Here is an 18,939-nt window from a genome sequence, read left to right as displayed (position 1 = left end):
GCTGCGGCGCGGACACCGGAGAGACCGGGCGGACCGTCCCAGAAGGGCGCAGCGGGCCGGTCGGGGTTGCCCGGCGAGCGGGGGCCGTGAGGCATCGCGAGACGCGGCTGAGGGCACGCCCTGACCGCTGGCGAGAGCTCCAGGACACCCGGGAACGGGTCCGGCCAGCAGCGCGGGCTGCTGGCCGGACATTACGCACAGTGAAAGTCCGGTCAGGCCGGACTTTGGGCCGGACTTTCGATTTGACGGGGGTGACTCCTACGCGTACGCGTGCGCGGGCCACGCGTTGGGGCCCTGGTAGGGTGTTCCCCGTGATCTACCGGACCGGACTTTCGGACAATCACTGACAGTGAGGAAATCGGGTGGTGTCGAGGTTCAGTGGAGGTTGGCGGCGATGACTCGCGAGTCGAGCGGCAACCGGCCGCACGGCCGACCCGGCGTCAGCCCTCGGTGGCGCGGCACGGCTGGCGCCGCGTGGATCAGTGCTTGGCGAGATCCGCGAAGCGGCTGTAGTGCAGCTGCGAGGCGACGGTGACCACTCCAGTTGGGCCCGAACGGTTCTTCGCGAGGATGAGATCCGCCTCGCCCGCCCTGGGGTCGTCGCGGTCGTACATGTCGGGCCGGTGGAGGAGGATCACCATGTCGGCGTCCTGCTCGAGTGAGCCGGACTCGCGGAGGTCGGCCAGCATGGGGCGCTTGTCGGCCCGCTGCTCGGGCCCGCGGTTGAGCTGACACACGCCGACGACGGGCACGTCGAGGTCCTTGGCGAGCAGCTTGAGGTTGCGGCTCATCTCGCTCACCTCGACCTGGCGTGATTCGACACGCCGGCCGCTGGTCATGAGCTGCAGGTAGTCCACGACGATCAGGTCCAGGCCATGGCGGGCTCGGATGCGGCGGGCTTTGGCGCGGATCTCCGCGACCGTGATGCTGGCGGTGTCGTCGATGAACAGGGGCCCGCCATTGTCGATCTTGTTCAGCCCCTTGTGCACGTCGTCCTGGTCTTTTGGCGTCAGAGCGCCTGGCGTCGTCAGGGCGGTGAGGCGGATCTTTGACTCGGCCGCCACGATGCGCCGCCAGATCTCAGTGCGGGACATCTCCAGCGTGAAGATCACTGACGTTCCGTCGCCGCGGATCGAGTTCGCGCGCGCGAAGTCGACGGCGAGGGTGGACTTGCCCATCCCCGGGCGCCCGGCGACGACGATGAACTGGCCGCCCCGGAGCCCCCCGGTGATGTGGTCCAGGTCGTAGAAGCCGGTCGAGAGGCCGGGCGGGATACGCCCGGCCTGGACGTCGTCGAGCAGCGAAAGCTCGGTCGGGCGCAGGTCGGACAGGAGGGTGTAACCAGCGTGGGCCGTGCGTGCGTCGGTGACGGCGTCGAGGGCGCCCTGGGCGCGGTCGACGATGAGGCTGACCTCGTCGCCCGACGCGGCGGCGTAGCCGAGCTGCGTGATCCGCATGCCGGCCTGGACGAGGCGGCGCAGCTGCGCCTTCTCGGCGACGATCTCGGCGTACCAGTTCGCGTTTGCCGCGGTCGGGACCGTCGCGAGCAGCGTGTGCAGGTATGGCGCGCCACCGACCCGAGTCAACTCGCCGTGGCGCTCCAGCTCGGCGGACACGGTGACCGCGTCGGTCGGCTCGCCGGCCGCGAACAGACGCATGATCGCGTCGTAGATCAGGCTGTGCGCCGGCCGGTAGAAGTCGGCGGACCCCATGACCGCGGTGACATCGGGGATCGCGTCGAACGACAGCATCATGCCGCCGAGGACGGACTGCTCAGCGAGCAGATCGTGCGGGGGGAGCGGCTCGCCGTTCGGGACGGCGGCGGGCTCGGGTGCATACGTGGTGGACATCGGCACTCTCCGGGTTCGGGGGTCAGTTGGGTAGGCAGTCAGGGCAGGGGCGCGCGCGGCGGTCGTCGTCTTCCACCCAGCGGTACTGCGCGGTCTCGCCTTCGGCGGCGCGGCAGGTCGAGCACGCGGGCAGGACCGCCGTGCCGGCGGGCGCGGGCTCGGTGGGCTCGTCCGGCTCGTCCGGCGCGGGCATCGGGTTGTCGGACAGCGGCGCGGCGCCGAGGGCGAGGATGCGACGTTCGAGAGTCGGCGAGCTGAACGCGCGGGCGACGAAGACCACGGGAGTCTTCCTGGCCTCGAACAGGGCGTCCTGCGCGACCTGGGCGGCCTGGTCGAGCGTGACCGCGCCCCGGGCGACCGCGGCGCAGATCGCGGCCTCGACCTCGTTGGCGCCGGCCAGGGACAGCCAGAAGCGGCCGTTCGTCCGGCGCCGCGACCACTCGGCCCAGCCCAGGCGGGAGACGAGCTCGCGAACGGCGGCGGCCTGGTCCGCCTCGAGGCCCGTGGCGGGCGGCGCAGCCGTTCCGCCCGGCACGGGCTCGATCGATCCTTCGATCTTTCGGATCGAAGATCGATCGATCAGAGGGACGGTCGCAGATGGATGACCTTCGGCGCGACGTGCGGTTTCAGCGAGCAAGGTTGGCGATTCGTCCCCGGCCTCAAACGCGAACGTCGGCGATCCGCCATTTTCGGCGTGACCTGCGGTTTCAGGGAGCAAGGTCGGTGATTCGTCTCCGCGCTCAGCTGCGAAGGTGGGCGATCGGTGACTGTCGGTAGGTCGTGCGGGTTGGTCGAGGAACAGCACTGCCGCGTGGTCGCGGTCCGGATCGTCGAGCGCGCGCTCGAGCTCGGCGTGGGTGCGCGGCCCGCAGTAGGTCGCTGGCGGCTGGGTGTAGACGGTGAACGTGTCGGCGCTGCGGCCCCGGCCCGGGACCGCGTAGTGGCGCTGAACGCGGAGGAAGCCAATGAGCTCGAGGTAGTCAAACAGCCACGCCGCGCTCTTGCCGTCGGTAAGGCCGCAACGGCGGGCGATCCTGTCGCGGGTGAGCTCCGTGCGGACATCCGGGGCGGTGCGGAGACGGTCGGCGATCAGCGCCTGAACGGCGGGGAAGACCGCGTTCGCGAGCGACCCGGTGACGGCGGCCCCGTTTCGGCGCCGCGGCGGTTGCAAACGCACGCATGCGGTGATCCAGAACGGAAGCTCGGAGTGGACAGGAGACTCGCCCGCGCGGGACTCCGTTGGGCGGGCATCCGGGTGCTGCGCGAGGTGTGCGCTGCCGATCATGAGTGACGGTGCTCCTGGTCGTGTCAGGTAGAGCACCAGGCCACCCTTCGGGTACCATGGCATGCGAGGTCCACGGGACCTTCCGGTCGCGCCACGTGGTGGTGGTTCTCCGTGTGACGCGGTACGTAGTGGCGCTGGTGTTCCACTATTTGCGAGGCCCTCCGCTCTCCTGGCCAAGGACAAAGGAGCGGGGGGTTTTCGTGTTTCTGGAAACGCTCGGTGGTTAGGCGAGCGGTGCGGGGTTAGGCAGCGGCGGCCTGAGCGAGGCTTCGCAGGCGCTCGACCTCGGCGCGGAGCTGAGCGAGCTCGGCGAGCTCGGCAAGCTCTCGCTCCCGCTGATCGCTCGGCACCGCGTGGGCGTAAACCCGGCCGTGGAATGTGAGTCCCAGCTCGCCAATGTCGGCGAGTGCGCGGCGCAGGCCGGCCGGGCTCTTGGTGAGACATTCCTGGGTCATGGTCTTCATCGGCTGCCACTCCCATCACTGCTCTGCGGGTGAAGACGTGATCAACCTAGCCCAAACTTCAAAGTTTCGCTGGATCGGGGGGCGTGTCGGCGTGTCACACCCTTGACTGGTAGTGAGTCACGGGCCGATGCTGGGAGCGCGACTCAGAGGGAGGCGATCCGGATGATGCGTCGACTGTCCGTCGACCCGGACTGCAAGAGCAGCTACACGTGCCCGAGCGTGTGGGTGGACGACGCGGACCCGGAGCACCTGGTGGTCGTCGGCTACCCGGTCCCGGCGGGGACCGTGGAACTGGCGGACGGCGAGATCGCGGTGCGGCTGAAGCGGAGCGTCGTGGCCGCCGCGAAGATCGCGTAGCCGGGCATGGACCTGACCGAGCTGGAAGCGATCGCCGAGGCGTCGCAAGATCGGTTCCGGCTTGAGACGTTGCCGGCGTACGCCGTCGAGCAAGAGGCGGACGAGTTCGCGGCGTGGCAGCGTGGCGAACGGCAGCTGCCCGGCGTCGCCGACGACCCGTGGCTACGACACATCCGCGAAACGACGCAGGCGGGCGCGCACTGGTGGCGCGTGCGGATCGTCGAGTACCCGCTGACCCCATACGTCGAGTACGAGCTGCACGGCCTGCAGGCAAACGCCATGGCCGGCGAGGACGTGTACGTCGCTGATCGGGCATGGGCCGACGAGCTCGGCCCGCTGCGCGAGGACGCTTGGATCTTTGACGACGGCGACGTCGTGGTGCGGATGGACTACGACCACGCGGGCCACCCGGTCGGCGCGCAGCGCGTCGACGACGTGCAGCGGTACCTGGGCATGCGAGCGGTCGCGATGCGCCACGCGGTGTCGCTCGGGGACTTCCTCGCCGTGTGGGAACCGCGGCTGATCGCATGACGATGCATCCACAGCAGCGGCGCGAACTCGGAGCGCGTCTGCGCACGCTCCGAGAAGCGCGCGGCATCAGCACGTGGCGGCTCGCCGAGCGGCTGGACATCAGCCAGTCGATGGTGAGCCGCATCGACCGCGGGCTTGCGCTTGCCAAGCCGGACGTGGTCAAGCGCTGGGCACAGGAGGTGGGGGCGCCGATCGGGGAGCAGCAAGCACTCGTCGCCCTGGCGGAGAGCGCCGCCGTTCGCCTCCCCGAGTGGCGGCGTGAGCTCGCGCGCGGCCGGCGGAGCCTGCAGAACGACATCGGGCTGATGGAGACCGCGGCGTCCGTGGTGCGCGAGTTCGGCATGGACGTCGTCCCGGGCCTGCTGCAGACCGCGGCCTACGCCGAGGTGATGTTCCGTCTCGGCGAGGAGCACGTGGTCAACGACGAGGACAGCGCCGCGGTCGTCGAGGCGCGGGTGGCCCGGCAGGCCGTGCTGGACGACACCGGCAAGCGCTATCGGCTGCTGTGCACCGAGACGGCGTTTCGGCGCAACCTGCTCGACCGTCGCGCGATGGTCGACCAGGTCGAGCATGTGCTCGAGGCAGCGCAACGGACCAACGTGGAGGTCGGGGTGATCCCGTTCCGGGCGCGCGAACGGACGCACACTCATCATGCGTTCGCCGTGCTGGGCGAACCCGCCGCCGACGACGGCGCGATCGTGCTCGTCGAGACCGTCACGCGTGGCTTGACGATCCGCGCCGAGAACGAGGTCGCCGCCTACATCGCCCACTTCGAGCAGCTGGCGCGCCAGGCCGTCACCGGGACTGACCTGCCGGGATACCTCCGGGAGGTCGTCACAAATGCCCCCTGGGCCTAACGCATGCGCACATTGAGTCACTCAGGCAGGCAGGAGTGACTCACGCAGCTTGAGAACTCCACAGTGAAAGACGGCGCACATGGGTGGAGCCCCGGCCAGCGGGGCCGGGGCTCCATCGGCACACGGGTCAGGCCGGGTGCGGCACGGCGCGTCGGATCACGCAGGCCGCCGCGGGGATGCTGATGCGGCCGGTGTCGAGGTGCAGGTTGACCTGGCAGCGAGCAAGCTGGTGGGTCTGGTCGTACGCGGCCATCCGCGCGTCGAGGTCGCCGGTGTTGCGCCGGCGGGCCCGGTCGGCGCACACGGTGCGGTCGGCCCACAGCTGGACGACGGTCCAGCGCAGCGCGGTGACGTGGGTGACCGCCGTGAGGGCGCGGACGGAGCCGAGCTGAACGACCGGCACGCTCCCGGAGCCAGCGATGCGCGTCAGCACCGAACGGGCGATGGCGTAGCGGGCGCCGTAGCGCCGCCAGGTCGTCACGAGGTCCCCGGCCGCAGCGCGCGCGGCGAGGCTGGCGCTGCTGACCATGGTGTAACCAGCCGTCCGGCCGCGTCCGGTCTTGAGAATGGGACAGACGACAAAGCGCGGATCGAGCGAGGTGAGGTGTGTCGTGATGGTCGACTTCCCGACGGCCGGCGGTCCGTAGAGGACCAGCCCGGCCGGTCGGGCGCTCACTGCATAACCGCGGCGAGCAGGGCCTCGGCTTGTTCCTGCAGCGGCGGAGCCCCGGCCGAGTTGTCGATGATGAGATGCTCGGTCGCGGGCCGCAGGTTGAGGTCGAGCGAGCCGATCCACGCATCCCAGTCGGCGAGCTTGGCGGCGTCGCGGGCAGCTCCGCGCTTGCGGATGTAGCGGTGCATCGTCTCGGGGTCGCACGAGACCCAGACGAACTGGACTTTCGCGCCGCGACTGGCGAGGGCGGACCTTGTGCGCTTGCACCAGGCGGGATCTGCGAACTCGGAGACGTGCGGGGCGGTGACGATGCACGACGTGCCGCACTCGATGTTCTCCTCGGTGGTCATGAGGAGCGCTTCGTACTCCGCGGGGCGCACCACGTTGCGGTACTGCGGTGACTCGCGGTCGTGTGGCGATAGCCCGATGGTCGATAAGGCGGCCTCGACGACGGCCCGCGTGATCGAGTCCTTGTCGATCATGGCCCACCGCGTGAGCCGGGCGAGGACGCGCCCGAGCTCGGTCTTGCCGCTTCCGGCGTAGCCGCCGATCAGGACGACGACGAGACGGTCGGGCGTCTTGGGTTCTTCGGGCGCTGGGAAGTTGACCACGCGTCCGGTGCGCGCGACCGCGATGACGAGGCCCTCGTCCACCAGCTGCTGGACCGCTCTGGAGACGGTGGTCGCTGACGCCCCGTGACGCTCTGCCATGACCTTCGTGGATGGAAGTCGCGTGCCGTGTGGAAGGCGGCGTGCCTCGATTTCGACCCGGAGGTCTCGCGCCAGCCGGTCGGCGGCGGTGATCGGTGGTCGCTCGGTCACGCGGGCCTCCATAGGTGTCAAGGTCAGGTCATTGTGGTCCAGACGGTAACAACACTTGTGTGTGTCGGGAAAGGACGAGTGTTGTGATCTTGTTTTCGACTAGCCCGACCAGGTGACAATCGGGTGAACTGACGATAGTCGTTGACGCCATCTGAACCGCGAGTTACTGTCTGAACCAGATCAGCGGCGAGGACCGGGTCCGACCCCCACCTCGCTCGACAAGGCCCCCGGGTGTGCGCCGGTGCGGCACCTGGTCTCGCCGGGAGGCGACGCCAGGTGTGGGCTGACCTCCGCCGTCGAGCGTTTCGGCGATACGTGCGAAGAACTACAGACGTGAGCAACTGTTGGCCTGTCGGCCCCGTGGTGCGTCCACGGTGGCCGTGCTCCGCGAAAAGGCTGACCTACTGACACAAAGCTTCGCCGCCGACCGTGAATCGGCGGCGTTCTGCAAACACCAGGGTTCGTGACGGTGTTTGCCGGTCGCCCTCGCCCAATCCGCCGGGTACCCCCAGCCGGCGATTTCAACGGGCGAGGGCGCGCCGGGGACCACCACCACCGGCCCGCCCCATCACCTTGGCCGATCGGGGCGGGCCACCCCATGAAGCGCCGTCGACCGGAAGGAACAGGACGGCATGAATGCGTTCACGACAGACCACCACTACGAGGTATTCGGCGACGCAACGATGATCGCCCTGCCCGACCGCACCGACGACGTGCTCGTCGAGCCGATGAGCCGCAACCAGGAATACATGGCGCTGGTGTCGGACCGACCGTTGGAGCGTGCGGCATGACTGACTGGCGTCACAAGGCGGCGTGCAAGGACGAGGACCCGGAGCTGTTCTTCCCGGTCGGCACAAGCGGCCCGGCGGAGTTCCAGGCGGCGCAGGCGAAGGCGGTGTGTCACCGCTGCACGGTGGCGGCTGACTGCTTGACTTGGGCGCTGCGGACCGGACAGGACGCGGGCGTGTGGGGCGGCATGAGCGAGGAGGAGCGTCGCGAGCTCAAGCGGCGCAATACCACGCGAGTGAGGAAGGCATCTTGACGGCAGGGCTCGCCGCACTCGACACCTACGAGCAGCAGCTGCGCATCGCGCTGCTGAACCAATGACCTGGTGCTCCGGCACCGGGGGAGCGCACGCGGAAACCCCTCCCGCGTGCGTTGCCCAGGACACCGGATCTCACAAAGACGCCACGGAAGGGAGGCGCTGTCATGCAGGCCATCGGCGGGGACGCGCCCGAGCCAGACCTGGAGGCGCAGTTCAACGCGATTGTCTCTGGTATCGAGGTGGCCGAGGCCCCGGAGCCGGACCTGGCGGCGGTCGAGCCGCCGGTGCTGGTGCCAGCCGAGCCCGAGCCGCCCGCGGTGGAGCCGCCAGCGGTGGAGCCGGAGCCGCCCGCGGCCGAGCCGCCCCCGGTCCAGCAGCAGGTGCCTGAGGCGTTCGCTCCGCCCAAGCCGGCGGAGCTTGTCGTCCCGCCGGAGCCGAAGCGGCGCGAGACCTGGTCCGTCGACTCCTGGGCGCGGGCATTCCCACACCTGGTGTGGTTGTCCGTGGTCGCGGGCCTCGCCGGTCAGATCTTCGGCTTCGGCACGCTGTTCGTCGAGAAGGCGACGCTGCCGGAGACGAAGGTGATGGGGTGGGTCGCGGCGGGCGTGCTGGGCGGCACGTTCGAGTTCATGATGGTGGCGTGTTCCTCGCGCGGTCTGCGGGCGATCGGGATAGGCCGCTCGTGGCGCGAGTACGTGCCGTTCCTGGCGCTCGGGACGATCGCGGCCGGCGTCGCTGCCTACATGAACCTCTCCCACTTTGACGCCTGGCTGGGCGTCGCGGCTTTCTCGGTGAGCGTCCTCGGTTACGCGGCCCACGTGTTCGCGCACCTCTACGAGGAGCTTGAGAACCGCCGGGAGCGGATCGTGTGGTTGGCGGAGAAGGCGCGGGTCAAGGCCGAACTCGCCGCCCGGGCGGCGGCCGAGCGCGCGGCGTACGACCAGTTCCAGCGGGAGGTGGCAGCGCAGCGCAGCGAGGCGCTGCGGAGGCTCGCGGAGCCGAAGCCGGAGAAGCCGGTCGCCTCGGCGGAGCCGCCCGCTTCGCCGGAGCCGCCCGCCCCGCCGGAGCCGCCAGCTCCTCGCGAGTCGCGGAAGCCGACCAAGAAGGCCAGCAACAAGCTCGGCAAGGATGAGGCGGTGGACATCGGCGTGAAGCACAACGTCCACACCCCAGCTGCGCTGCGTACTCTGCTGACCGAGCAAGGTCATGCGGGGCCGTTCGCCTCGTCCACGGTCGAGCGGTGGTGCAAAGAGATCAAGCAGAAGCTCGGCATCGCCTGACCTACGACGAAAAGCGCCCCGGCCCATGAGGGCCGGGGCGCTTTGGAGGTTCAGGGATCAGGGCCGGTCGTCGTAGCCGACTGTCGAGCGCGACGTAGCAACGGGCTTACGCGCGTTGCTCTCGTGCCACACCTCGAGCACGTACTCGCCGAGGAACGGCATCTCGCGAAGCCGGTTGCACGGTCGCGTCAGCTCAGCAGCGCAGGCCAGCGGAACGAAGTGCGTGGCGCAGATCCGCTCGAACTCCTCGTCGTCATCGAGATCGAAGACGACGTCCACCGGCCCGGGGTCGTGGGCGAGCGAACGCCCGTCGAGGCGCTCAATCCGGAGCGTGTAGCGCTGGCGGGAGAAGCGTCCCATCGGCCAACCGCCTTTCGTGTGGTCCTGCAGGTCCAGGGTACCGGCGACCACCGACACACAAGGAGGACTCACCGTGGAGACGACCACGGCCTCGGATCAGACGGCGAAGCCGCGGCGCCGGGTGCGGGTCGCGCACCAGACGTTGGACCGTGTGCGCGGCGAGCGCGAGACCTTTGACACCGAGTACGGCAAGGCGAGGACGGCACAGGAGCGGTTCGCCGCGACATCCACCGTGCTGCGGGCCGCGGCGGCAGAGGGACGACACCAGCCAGACCCCGAGGACGTGGCCCGGCGGCTGGACCGCATCACCGACGCCATGAAGGAGCTGCTCGCCGAGCTGCACCAGGCGCAGCAGGCGAAAGCCGAACAGACCATCCGGGCCGACGAGCGCCGGATCGCACGCAACGAAAGGAGGCGCGGCTAATGGTCGCACCAGATCCCAACCCCGATCCGCGCACCCGGACGGACGAGCCGGCTGATACGGAACGTCAGGGTCACCGGCCGGACCTGTGGGTCGTCCCGCCGGATGGCGACGTGCGGCCCGAGGGTCCGCCGCTACCGCCGTCACCGGAAGACATGCCGGTCAAGCCGGTGGCTCCGCTGGACATCCGGGTGCTCCAGGCAATCGGGAACCTCTGGAAGGAGCGGCCACAGTGGTCGCAGCCGGAACCGACGGCGGCCGAGGTGTGGGACTACTCGACGACCGGCGACTGGACGACGGATGACCGGGCACTCAGGCGCGTGTTTCACGCGCTCTGCGTGCTGGTCGCGTTCGGCCTCACCTTCGTGCCGCTCTGGTTGATCAGGGTGAGCCGCAGGAAGCCGGGCGGGTTCGTGATGGTCGTGTTGGTTCTCTTCGTCATCAGCAAGGTTTTCTAGAGAGAGGGAACGAAGTGTCATGACGTGGTCCGTTGTGTGGTCGGCGGTCATCCCGACCACGATGCTTCACCTGGGCGCCTTCGCGCTCGTGCTGGCTGTCGCGCTCGTGTTTCTGGATGTGCCGGGGAAGTTCCCGTGGGACAGGATCGCCGCAGTGCTCGCGGTAATCGGCGGTTTCGGCGTGGGCGGTGCCGCCGCCGGGTGGCTGGGCGGTGTGCTCGCCTCAGCGTCGGGGACCGTGATCAGCTGGGGCGCGGCGCTCCTGCTCAGCGCGGTCGGCGTGGCGGTGGTCGGCGCGCTCGGGTTTGCCCTAGGGCTCTGGGTCTACTCGCGGGTCAAGAACAAGGGCATCGGCGCAAAGAGCAAGTTCAAGGCGCTGCTGATCGTCTTTGTGCTGGGGATGGTCGGCACGGTCTTTGCCGCCCTGCCCGGCGCGTATGGGGTGGCCGACAGGGTCGTCGACGCGCTCGGGTCGGGGTTGATCGCGAGGATCGTCGCATGATGAAGCTCCCGCTCAGGAGCGCCGAAAGCCGAGTGGCACCAGCGCCTGGCACGCACCCAGGCGCTGGTAGGCGGGTGCGAGTCCCGTCCGGCGCGCGCACGGTTCGATCGAGAGAAGCAAGGGAGAGAGTGTGTGGAACTCCTGCTGTTGACCGTGATGGTCATCGCTGGGCTTGTGACGAACGGGAAGGTCTCGAGCGCGGCGTACGAAAACGGCAAGGAGCCCCCTCGGGTCGCCAAGGCGCGGATGCGTCACGAGGCCGGCGGGGGCGCGAAGAGCCACAAGGGCAGGCCGAAGGGCAAGGGCGCGTTCCGGCTGATGGCCGCCAAGCGGTGGGAGAACGCCTGCCGGTACGCGATGGCGAAGGGGGACGAGAAGGCGAAGCGTCGGGCGGCGGGCCTGAACATGACCGCGCCGCTCCGCGACAGGAAGTGGTTCGACAAGAAGCTCGCACGGCTGGACAAGGCCGACCGGCAGCGGCTGAAGTGGGGGATCGAGAACGGGCTGATCGACCCACCGCCGGGCTACGAGCCGTTCGGTGAGGCGCCGGAGGCCCGGCCGATTCCCCCGGGTGGGTGCCTCTGGCAGAGGCCCGAGGATTGGGGCGTCGCGTGCGGCGCGGATCGCGTCGAGGGCTCGGCGTATTGCGCGGATCACCAAACGGTGGGCCGAACCGTCATGTGTCTCTGGGATGGCGGCGGGCACTGCGGTTATCCGCGACCGCCGCATCTGCCCTACTGCAACGCCCACCTGGGGGAGTGGCGGGAGCGAGCGTGGGAGGTGAACAAGCGCATCGTCGAGGCCGCGGCTCAGGCGACGCCAGAGGCCAAGCCCGAGCCGGAGCGACCGAAGCCGGGCGGCGAGGACTGGCGCAACCCGGACACCGAGCTCGCGGACGACAAGCCCGCGGATGAGAAGCCCGCGGGCGACAAGACCGACGGCGATGGTGCCGAGTCGAAGGACGGCGACGCATCCGAGCCGGCGACGCCATCGCCAACGGAGCCGGTGGCAGGAGAAGCAAGCGACCGACCAACCGGAGGAACGAGCAACATGTATCAGGAAGCAGTCGCCAAGCTGCTCGCGACGGCGGACCGGTTCGAGGCTTACGCGAACGACCTCGGGGTGTTCGCGGACAGCCTTGCCGGGAAGGGCTGGGGCCAGGCGGAAATCACGGGCCCGCTCATGGACTTGGTGCCGGGTCTGACCCAGCGCGCGGGCGAGTTGCGCGACCTGGCCGCGCAGATGCAGCAGCAGGGCAACAGTGGCCAGGGCGCGCGCGAGGAGGCGCCGTACGTACCCGAGGTCCAGCACCTGAGCTGACAACTTCGCGCGGCTGGTGATCCGGAGGACACCGGTCGCTCGACCAACAGCGGGCGGCACGAGCGCCGCCCGAGGAACGAGGAGTAGAGGAATGTCGACTCTCAACGGAGACGCCAACATCGAGGCTCTGGCGGGCGGCCTGAAGGACGCCGCAGAGGACCTGGAGCTGCTCGCCAACGAGAACACGGGACTGGTCGGGACGTTCGATCAAGAGGGCTGGAGCGGCCTGGACGTGCTCACCGGCGCCGCGGCGCAGATCAACGGCGTCCGTGACGTGCTGGTGCAGGTCGCAGACAAGATCGGGGTCGGTGGGCAGATCGTGCTCGACGCGCACCTGAACAACCCCATGATCCGGAACGCCTCGAAGGCATCGCTCGGCCTGACGTAGGCGAGGCGGTGCTGCCGTCCGGGTAGCGATCGGCCCCCGTCCACCCCTTCCCCGGTGGACGGGGGCCGATCGCATTCCCAGGTGCCAGCACTTCGACGACGACTCTCGCGAGGAAGGACAGAGCTCGTGGCAAAGACGAAGACGCGCAAGAAGAAGGAGCCGCAGACCAGGTTCTCCTCGCGCAAGACGGTGACGAGGAAGACGCGGTTCACGAAGAATGACAACAGCGGCGGGACGCACACGGGGGGCACGAAGGCCAAGCCGGCCGCGGAGAAGCCTGGCAAGACGGCGACCAAGACCAGCCGGCGCAAGGGCGCGAGGAACTGGACCAGCGAGGCTCAGGTCGAGGCGGCCAAGAGGCTCGGCGGTGGTCGCGCGCAGGACGGCAAGGCGGGGAACAACACCAACCCAGGCGATGCCGAGGAGTTCGCTCGCCGCGCCCTGGTGCGCCAGCGCAACCGGCGCCGCCGGTTGCCGTGGATGGTGGGGTTCCGGGCGGCGCTGCTCGGGTTGGTGGCCCATGTGCTCGGCCTCCTGGTCGCCGGGGTGCTGGACTCCAACCCGGCGATCGTGGCCGGGGCGTTTACGGTCGTCCCCGCATGTGGCACCGCGGTCGCGGCATTCGGGGCGCGCAAGGAGAACCGGCAGTGGCTGCCGGAGATCGGCCTGGCGGGGGTCGGGTCCTGCGCGCTGGTGTTCTGGATCGGGGTCGCCGGGCTGTCCTGGACGACGCTGCTCGTCTACCTGCTAGGGACGCTCATCATCGGGAGCCGGTGGTGGAAGGCCAACCCGATCGGGCCAGGAGTTCCCCCGCTGGACGTCCCCAAGCCCGCGCCGCCGCCGCCGGCGGCACCAGTCGAGCCCCCGAAGCCCGAGGTGGAGACCGACGAGATCGCGATCGCCTGGCGCAAGAAGAACGCGGAGGGCGAAGGCAAGGCGAAGGGCTCGCGGCTGACACACCGCACGGAGACGGAGTTCACCGTCAACTACGTCGTCGAGCTGAACCGCGGCGTCCAGACGGTGGAGGACTTGCTTGCGAACCGGGGAAAGCTGGCCGGCGGCCTCGGCCTTCCCGCGAGGAAGGTGATCTTCAAGAGGCCGTTGGGGGATGACGGTGAGCACCTGGCGCGGATGACGATCGTGACGCGGGACCCAGTCGCGGAGGTCCGGTTTTTCACGGGCCCGCGCGTGGTCGACGGCACGATCAAGGGTCTGGCTAGGTTCATCGACGGCTCCGGCGAGGCCGACATCACGATGTGGGACGACGGCGGCACCGTGCCGACGATGGTCGTCGGGTCGACCGGTGGCGGCAAGTCGGGCGCGGCGAACTGCCTGGTCTGCGCGGCGATGTCCACGGGCGTCCTGAACTTGCTCTACGCCGACCCGAAGGGCAACAGCTCGACCGCGCTCGCCAAGCGCGCGCGCGTTTCGATCATCGGCAAACAGAACGTGCTGAAGCTGCCGTACCTCGTGCTTGCTTTGCTGGAGGCGCGGTCGAAGCTCGCGGCCGAGCTTGATGAAGACCAGCTGTTCCCCACCGTCGACGTGCCGGGGTGGATGTTCCTGCACGACGAGTACTCGCTGATCGCGAATGACCCGCTCGCCCAGAGAGTCTGGACGGAGTGCGTCAACATCATCCGCGCGCTTGGGATCTGGGGCGTGGCCCTGAACCAGAGCCAGGGGCAACCGCAGTGGGGCAGCGACCACGCCAGGTCTGCGTGGGCGAGTCAGGTCGTCGCGTTCCGGGTCAACTCGAAGTCCGGCAGTGACCTCGTCCCGGGTCTGAACTTTGACCCGAACGAGCTGCCCGTCGACGAGCGTGGCCGGCCGGTGCCGGGCATGGCGGTCCACGCGCATTTCGACACGCCAACGCGGTGGGATTTCCTGCCGTCCGAGTCGAACGCCAAGAAGATGGCGGCGAGGGGCCTGCCCGCGCCGCCGTTCACCACCACGAAGGCGTTTGACGAGTTCTTCAACCAGCCCCCGGTGGGCTTCCTGGATGCGCTTGCCATCACGTCGGTGCTCGGACCGCCCAAACACGGGCGGTGGCAGGTGGGCGGCAACGGGGCCACGCACGAGTTCCCGACGAACCTCGGGCAGGCGGTGATCCCGACGGAGGCACAGAAGCCACGCGGTCGCTGGGGTCAGCGCGGGAAGACCCCGGGCGACGAGTCGCAGCTGTCCCCCGGGCAGAAGGAAATCCTCGCCCTCGTACGCGGCGGCACGACGGCAACCGGCGAGATCGTCGAGGCAGCGCACGTGGCGCGGTCGACGGCGATGGAGGCCTTGGACGTGCTGGTCGAGCTCGGATTCATCCGCAAGACCGAGCGCGGGGTGTACGAGGCGGTTGCCACGCCCGTGGCGGCCCAGTAGCCGGATGAAGGGAGAACGGCGTGACCCACAACGATCTCGAAACGCTCATCGCTGTCCGTGAGAACGACATCTTGCTTTGGGGCAGCCGCTACTTTCGCGTCGAGCAGGCGCGGGAGCCGCGGTTTCCCGAGGCCGGAGGAAGGGTGCTCGTAGGTCGCTGGTGGTCGGTCGACACCCAGGAGTGGGGCGACGTGGACACGCGGCATGTCATCCCGGAGCTCCAGGTCCAGCCGATCCAGATCCTCGACGACAAGCAGCGGGCGTTCTGCGGCTTCCCGCGGTCGGACGGGCGCGACTGGCACATGCTCGACCAGCTCCCCTCTCCGGGCTGCGTGCCGGGCAATCTCGATCCGGCGACAGAGGTCTACGTCCTGCGCCGGGAGCCCTATCCGGTCGATCAGCAGACCGGGAACCCGCTTGACGGCGACTTCGCGCAGTACGGCCTGTACGAGGCCGGCGAGCGGCTCCCGGGCGGCACCGTGCGGGAGCACGAGCGCGAGGAGCGGACTGAGTGGATCTACACGTCGCGTGAGGGAAGGACGCACGACGAGATCCAGGCCGAGGTCACGGAGTGGGCCGGCCGCCTGTTTGGCCGCCCGGTTGGGGCGCAGCACAACGGCCACGGCGACTGGGAGCTCGAGGTGGGCGCGGCCGAGCCCGCGGCGGCGGACGCCGGGACACCGGCGGCGGTCTCCGGTGGCGCGGGTGCGAGCACCTACGAGGACGCGGTCCGCCAGCTTGTCGCCGCGGCGGACCGGATTGCGAGCTACATCGACGATCTCGCGCAGTTCTCCGACACGCTCGCAGCGAAGGGATGGGGCGAGGAGGTGATCGGTCTGCTCGACGGGCTGACCACGCCGCTCGCCACGATCGAGGCTCGGTACCGCGACCTCGCCGCGTCGATGCTGCGTGAAGGCAACGCGGGCGCCGCCGCGCGCGAGGCGGCGCCATACGTACCCGAGATTCAGGCGCTGTAGATCCGAACCAAAGGAGTGAGAGCAATGAGAGCTGTGTGGCTGGCGCGCGACGCGCGCTGGGACGTCACGCCGATTGAGGGGTTGGTCGTCCAAGACACCCTTCAGCACGTCTGGGTGGCGGACGCGAACGGGACGATGCACACGAGCGACGGGCACCATCACGCGTCGCTGGACGACCTTCACATGCGTTTCGACCTGTTCGTGCTGAGTAGCTGACGGTCCGGGTGCCCGACCAACGCACGCGGGGAGGCGTGGGCTGGTCGAGTGCCCGGACGCGCCAGGTGCGCGCCAAAGCAGGCCGCAGAAGGAGGGGATCGGCGTCCAGGCCAGGAGCGCCGTCGCCCTCGCGGTCACCACAGCAGAAGGGAACACCATGCACAAGAACGAGAGCGTGCGCAGATCACTGCGGTGTGAGCTCACGTCGCCGGGTGCGCGGTTGCCCGCGAACCAGATCCCGGCGGAGGTGGTCTACGACTCGCGCGACCCGTTCGCGGTCGCGTTCTACCTCGACAAGGACGGCGTGCGGTGGCTCGTCGACCGCGGACTGCTTGCCGCGGGGCTTGAGGCCGTGACGCGGGCCGTTGGCGAAGGCGATGTTCGCATCCGGCGCGTGATCGCGCTGGACGCGCGTGACAGCGAGCCGCGTGTGCTGGACGAGGTGGAGCTGGAGCTGTCCAGCCCGAGCGGTCCCCCGGCGTCGGTGTGGTTCCCGGCCGCGGACGTCGAGGCGTTCCTGCAGGCGAGCTACGCCGTGGTTCGTGACGGCGGTGAGGGCCCGGCGTGCGACGCCGCGCTGGAGAAGCTCGGGCGCCTCCTCGCGGCCTGGTCGGCGGACTGACGGCCGCCAGCGCCCTCGACCTGGCGGGCGGGCCTTCCGCAGGGGGATGGCCCGCCCGCTGCTCTCTCCCCACACCACCGGATCGGAAGGACTTGCCATGCTCGAGGCATTCATCGAGCTCGACCCGACGTGGCGGCTCGTCGTCGTGGGTCTTGTTCTCATCGCCGCGTACGGCGTCGGCGTGCGGATGTTCCCCTACCGCGCCTGCCCGTACTGCAGCGGCGGCAACAACTACTCGCCGACCGGCAAGCACTTCAACGTCTGTTCGCGCTGCGGCGGGTCGAGACGGAAGCTGCGCCTGATGGCACGCGTGTTCGGACATCGCGACCGATGATGGGCGTCACGCACTCGGCGACCGGCATGCTGGCGGGCCTCGTGCTCGGCCGGGGCATCGGGCTGGAGAGCATGACGGACGTCGCGCCGTTCGCCGCCACGTGCGCCGGATACGCGCTGCTGCCCGACCTGGACCACCCGCACAGCACGGTCACGCGCAAGCTGGGCCCGATCACGCGTGTGGTGTCGGCGGGCTTACGGGCGTCCTCGGGTGCGCTGTACCGCGCGACGAAAGGCCCGCGAGACGAGAACGTGAAGGGCACGCACCGCCACGCCAGCCACACCGCCGTGTTCGCGGCGCTGCTCGGTGCGTTCTGCTGGGCGTCGACGACGTGGTGGGGCGTCTGGGCGGTCGTCGCGTGGCTGGGGTTCGGGCTGCTGCTGGCCTACGACCGTCTCGGCATGCTGATCGTCGTGCCGCTTGGCATCGGTGCGGCGGGATGGCTGGTACAGGCCGGCAGCGTGGCCGGGATCGGTCCCGCGGCCAACGTCGCGCTGGAGCAGTGCAGCGGCTGGCTCGGCATCGCCGTGGCGGTCGGGATGTTCGTCCACTGCCTCGGCGACGCGATGACGGAGTCGGGGTGCCCGTTCCTCTTCCCGATCCCGATTGCGGGCGAGACGTGGTACGAGCTGCGGCCCCCGGCGCTGCTGCGCTTCCGGACCGGGAAGTGGGGCGAGTACCTGGTCGTCCTTCCGCTGGTCGTCGTCGCGTGCGTCGCCGCCCTCCCGGGTGTGTGGCCACAGCTCATGACCGCGGTAAACGCAAGCGAGCTATTCGGACTAGGAGGTTCCCAATGACGTTGCTACGCCAGACGCGTGTGGTCGCGGTCTGCGACTACTGCAAGGCCCGCGCGGGTGAGGACAGCGAGGGCGACCAGGCCCCGACGCTGTTCGCCGACGAGACCGAGGCTCGCGTGGAGCTGGGTCTCGACGGTGGCAAGGGCGCGGGGTCGTGGCAGGCTCTGGAGAGCGGGCTGGTCATTTGCCCGCCGTGTGTGCGGTGGCGCGAGTGCGTGCGCTCTGGCGCGCACAACATCGCCAACCCGGCGGCCTGTGCGTGTGCCCGGCGGATCGTGAGGCCCGATGTATCAGGACGCCGTCCAGCAGCTGCATACTGCGGCTGATCGTGTCGCCGAGTATCGCAGTGAGCTCGTCGCGTTTGCCGACCTGCTCGGCGCGAAGAAGTGGGACGCCGAGGTCACGGGTCCGATTGGCGACGCGTACGGTCGGCTGACGAAGATCGAAGGTCTGTACCGCGATCTCGCGGTTGAGATGGAGCGGCAGGGCGACCAGGGTGCCGCTGCCTATGAGCAGGCGCCCTGGGTGCCCGGCAACCTGCTTGCCGGCGAGGGGGTCTCCGCGACGGTGGCACCGGCTGAGGCGCCGGTGGCGTCCGTGGCTCCGGATGAGCCCGAGAGCGACGACGAGCTCGACAGCATCGACATGGCCCCGGCCGGCGGCGGCGACCTCCGCTGCGTCCTGTGCGCCACCGCCGCGTACGTCGGGGCGAGGGTGGACGGCAACACGGTCGAGGTGCGGCTGGCGCTCGACGAGCTGCGCGACGTGCACGAGGCGCTCACGCGGACGCTGCTGGACGGCGGGATCGGCGTGTGGACCGTCGCCCGGGGCGGCGGCGAGGTGCGGGTGACCCTGTTCGCGGCGGAGGGCGAGGCCGAGCTCGAGGTGGCCGACGACGAGGGCTCCATCGTGACCGTCCTGACGATGACCGAGGTGCGGGACCTCCACCTGCGGCTGACGCGAATGGTCCTGCGGGCTAACGGGGCGAAAGTGTGAGGAAGGGAGTAC

General features: G+C 69.6%; 25 protein-coding genes and 1 tRNA gene. 20 read left to right on the top strand and 6 right to left on the bottom strand.

What is annotated here, in order from left to right:
• Positions 1-479: 479 nt before the first annotated feature.
• The 3 genes from dnaB to VF106_RS41795 form a co-directional block, all read right to left on the bottom strand.
• Positions 480-1,850: a replicative DNA helicase gene (gene dnaB / locus VF106_RS41805; RefSeq protein ID WP_330845573.1), complete on the bottom strand. Its 1,371-nt coding sequence runs from the start codon at positions 1,848-1,850 to the stop codon at positions 480-482.
• Between the two features lie 22 nt (positions 1,851-1,872).
• Positions 1,873-3,135 (bottom strand): hypothetical protein, encoded by a 1,263-nt coding sequence (locus VF106_RS41800; protein ID WP_330845572.1) that lies wholly within the window; start codon positions 3,133-3,135, stop codon positions 1,873-1,875.
• 242 nt (positions 3,136-3,377) lie between these two features.
• A complete protein-coding gene (locus VF106_RS41795; RefSeq protein ID WP_330845571.1) occupies positions 3,378-3,599 on the bottom strand; it encodes a hypothetical protein in 222 nt (73 codons plus the stop codon).
• A gap of 162 nt (positions 3,600-3,761) precedes the next feature.
• Between VF106_RS41795 and VF106_RS41790 the strand changes: the two genes are divergently transcribed.
• From VF106_RS41790 to VF106_RS41780, 3 genes are read left to right on the top strand one after another with little or no spacing between them, the layout of a single operon-like run.
• Positions 3,762-3,956, top strand: a complete 195-nt coding sequence (locus tag VF106_RS41790) for a hypothetical protein (RefSeq protein ID WP_330845570.1) — start codon at positions 3,762-3,764, stop codon at positions 3,954-3,956.
• A 6-nt stretch (positions 3,957-3,962) separates the two neighbouring features.
• Positions 3,963-4,487 (top strand): DUF6879 family protein, encoded by a 525-nt coding sequence (locus VF106_RS41785; protein WP_330845569.1) that lies wholly within the window; start codon positions 3,963-3,965, stop codon positions 4,485-4,487.
• On the top strand, positions 4,484-5,344 hold the full coding sequence (locus tag VF106_RS41780; RefSeq protein WP_330845568.1) for a helix-turn-helix domain-containing protein: 861 nt from the start codon (positions 4,484-4,486) through the stop codon (positions 5,342-5,344). The genes VF106_RS41785 and VF106_RS41780 overlap by 4 nt, the downstream gene beginning before the upstream one ends.
• A 127-nt stretch (positions 5,345-5,471) precedes the next feature.
• On the opposite strand, the gene VF106_RS41775 is transcribed toward VF106_RS41780, so the two are convergent.
• The gene (locus VF106_RS41775) at positions 5,472-6,020 is read right to left on the bottom strand and encodes a hypothetical protein (protein WP_330845567.1); all 549 of its coding nucleotides are present in this window, start codon (positions 6,018-6,020) and stop codon (positions 5,472-5,474) included.
• Complete coding sequence (locus VF106_RS41770) at positions 6,017-6,850, bottom strand: P-loop nucleotide/nucleoside kinase family protein (RefSeq protein WP_330845566.1); 834 nt, start codon at positions 6,848-6,850, stop codon at positions 6,017-6,019. The genes VF106_RS41775 and VF106_RS41770 overlap by 4 nt, the downstream gene beginning before the upstream one ends.
• Before the next feature lie 620 nt (positions 6,851-7,470).
• Between VF106_RS41770 and VF106_RS41765 the strand changes: the two genes are divergently transcribed.
• The 3 genes from VF106_RS41765 to VF106_RS41755 all read left to right on the top strand — a co-directional run bounded on the left by VF106_RS41765 (position 7,471) and on the right by VF106_RS41755 (position 9,163).
• Positions 7,471-7,629 carry a hypothetical protein gene (locus VF106_RS41765; RefSeq protein ID WP_330845565.1) on the top strand — a complete coding sequence of 53 codons (159 nt, stop codon included), beginning with the start codon at positions 7,471-7,473 and terminating at the stop codon, positions 7,627-7,629.
• Positions 7,626-7,880, top strand: a complete 255-nt coding sequence (locus VF106_RS41760) for a WhiB family transcriptional regulator (protein ID WP_330845564.1) — start codon at positions 7,626-7,628, stop codon at positions 7,878-7,880. The genes VF106_RS41765 and VF106_RS41760 overlap by 4 nt, the downstream gene beginning before the upstream one ends.
• A gap of 167 nt (positions 7,881-8,047) precedes the next feature.
• Complete coding sequence (locus tag VF106_RS41755; protein ID WP_330845563.1) at positions 8,048-9,163, top strand: hypothetical protein; 1,116 nt, start codon at positions 8,048-8,050, stop codon at positions 9,161-9,163.
• A gap of 57 nt (positions 9,164-9,220) precedes the next feature.
• On the opposite strand, the gene VF106_RS41750 is transcribed toward VF106_RS41755, so the two are convergent.
• Positions 9,221-9,580 carry a hypothetical protein gene (locus VF106_RS41750; protein WP_330845562.1) on the bottom strand — a complete coding sequence of 120 codons (360 nt, stop codon included), beginning with the start codon at positions 9,578-9,580 and terminating at the stop codon, positions 9,221-9,223.
• A gap of 16 nt (positions 9,581-9,596) precedes the next feature.
• Here VF106_RS41750 and VF106_RS41745 point away from each other — a divergent pair, with 16 nt between their 5' ends.
• The 14 genes from VF106_RS41745 to VF106_RS41680 all read left to right on the top strand — a co-directional run bounded on the left by VF106_RS41745 (position 9,597) and on the right by VF106_RS41680 (position 18,927).
• On the top strand, positions 9,597-9,947 hold the full coding sequence (locus VF106_RS41745; RefSeq protein ID WP_330845561.1) for a hypothetical protein: 351 nt from the start codon (positions 9,597-9,599) through the stop codon (positions 9,945-9,947).
• Positions 9,947-10,402, top strand: a complete 456-nt coding sequence (locus VF106_RS41740) for a hypothetical protein (RefSeq protein ID WP_330845560.1) — start codon at positions 9,947-9,949, stop codon at positions 10,400-10,402. The genes VF106_RS41745 and VF106_RS41740 overlap by 1 nt, the downstream gene beginning before the upstream one ends.
• Before the next feature lie 19 nt (positions 10,403-10,421).
• A complete protein-coding gene (locus VF106_RS41735) occupies positions 10,422-10,904 on the top strand; it encodes a hypothetical protein (protein WP_330845559.1) in 483 nt (160 codons plus the stop codon).
• A gap of 18 nt (positions 10,905-10,922) precedes the next feature.
• Positions 10,923-10,999 (top strand) — tRNA-Ala (locus VF106_RS41730).
• Between the two features lie 37 nt (positions 11,000-11,036).
• Positions 11,037-12,224: a hypothetical protein gene (locus tag VF106_RS41725; protein WP_330845558.1), complete on the top strand. Its 1,188-nt coding sequence runs from the start codon at positions 11,037-11,039 to the stop codon at positions 12,222-12,224.
• Between the two features lie 91 nt (positions 12,225-12,315).
• Positions 12,316-12,612: a hypothetical protein gene (locus VF106_RS41720; protein ID WP_330845557.1), complete on the top strand. Its 297-nt coding sequence runs from the start codon at positions 12,316-12,318 to the stop codon at positions 12,610-12,612.
• A gap of 126 nt (positions 12,613-12,738) precedes the next feature.
• Entirely contained in the window at positions 12,739-14,985 is a 2,247-nt protein-coding gene (locus VF106_RS41715; protein WP_330845556.1) for a helix-turn-helix domain-containing protein, read from the top strand.
• A gap of 20 nt (positions 14,986-15,005) precedes the next feature.
• Positions 15,006-15,962 (top strand): hypothetical protein, encoded by a 957-nt coding sequence (locus tag VF106_RS41710; RefSeq protein WP_330845555.1) that lies wholly within the window; start codon positions 15,006-15,008, stop codon positions 15,960-15,962.
• A gap of 24 nt (positions 15,963-15,986) precedes the next feature.
• Positions 15,987-16,178 carry a hypothetical protein gene (locus tag VF106_RS41705; protein ID WP_330845554.1) on the top strand — a complete coding sequence of 64 codons (192 nt, stop codon included), beginning with the start codon at positions 15,987-15,989 and terminating at the stop codon, positions 16,176-16,178.
• Positions 16,179-16,335: 157 nt separating this feature from the next.
• A complete protein-coding gene (locus tag VF106_RS41700; protein ID WP_330845553.1) occupies positions 16,336-16,800 on the top strand; it encodes an SsgA family sporulation/cell division regulator in 465 nt (154 codons plus the stop codon).
• A gap of 97 nt (positions 16,801-16,897) precedes the next feature.
• The gene (locus VF106_RS41695; RefSeq protein ID WP_330845552.1) at positions 16,898-17,134 is read left to right on the top strand and encodes a hypothetical protein; all 237 of its coding nucleotides are present in this window, start codon (positions 16,898-16,900) and stop codon (positions 17,132-17,134) included.
• A complete protein-coding gene (locus tag VF106_RS41690) occupies positions 17,131-17,931 on the top strand; it encodes a metal-dependent hydrolase (RefSeq protein ID WP_330845551.1) in 801 nt (266 codons plus the stop codon). Before VF106_RS41695 ends, VF106_RS41690 begins: the two co-directional genes overlap by 4 nt.
• On the top strand, positions 17,928-18,257 hold the full coding sequence (locus VF106_RS41685) for a hypothetical protein (protein WP_330845550.1): 330 nt from the start codon (positions 17,928-17,930) through the stop codon (positions 18,255-18,257). The genes VF106_RS41690 and VF106_RS41685 overlap by 4 nt, the downstream gene beginning before the upstream one ends.
• On the top strand, positions 18,217-18,927 hold the full coding sequence (locus VF106_RS41680) for a hypothetical protein (protein ID WP_330845549.1): 711 nt from the start codon (positions 18,217-18,219) through the stop codon (positions 18,925-18,927). The genes VF106_RS41685 and VF106_RS41680 overlap by 41 nt, the downstream gene beginning before the upstream one ends.
• Positions 18,928-18,939 lie beyond the last annotated feature (12 nt).

It is taken from the genome of Actinophytocola sp. (assembly GCF_036378875.1).
In the GTDB taxonomy this organism is placed as follows: domain Bacteria; phylum Actinomycetota; class Actinomycetes; order Mycobacteriales; family Pseudonocardiaceae; genus Actinophytocola.
Note: the sequence above shows the minus strand (reverse complement) of the source record. Positions and strands in the feature narration are given on the sequence as shown.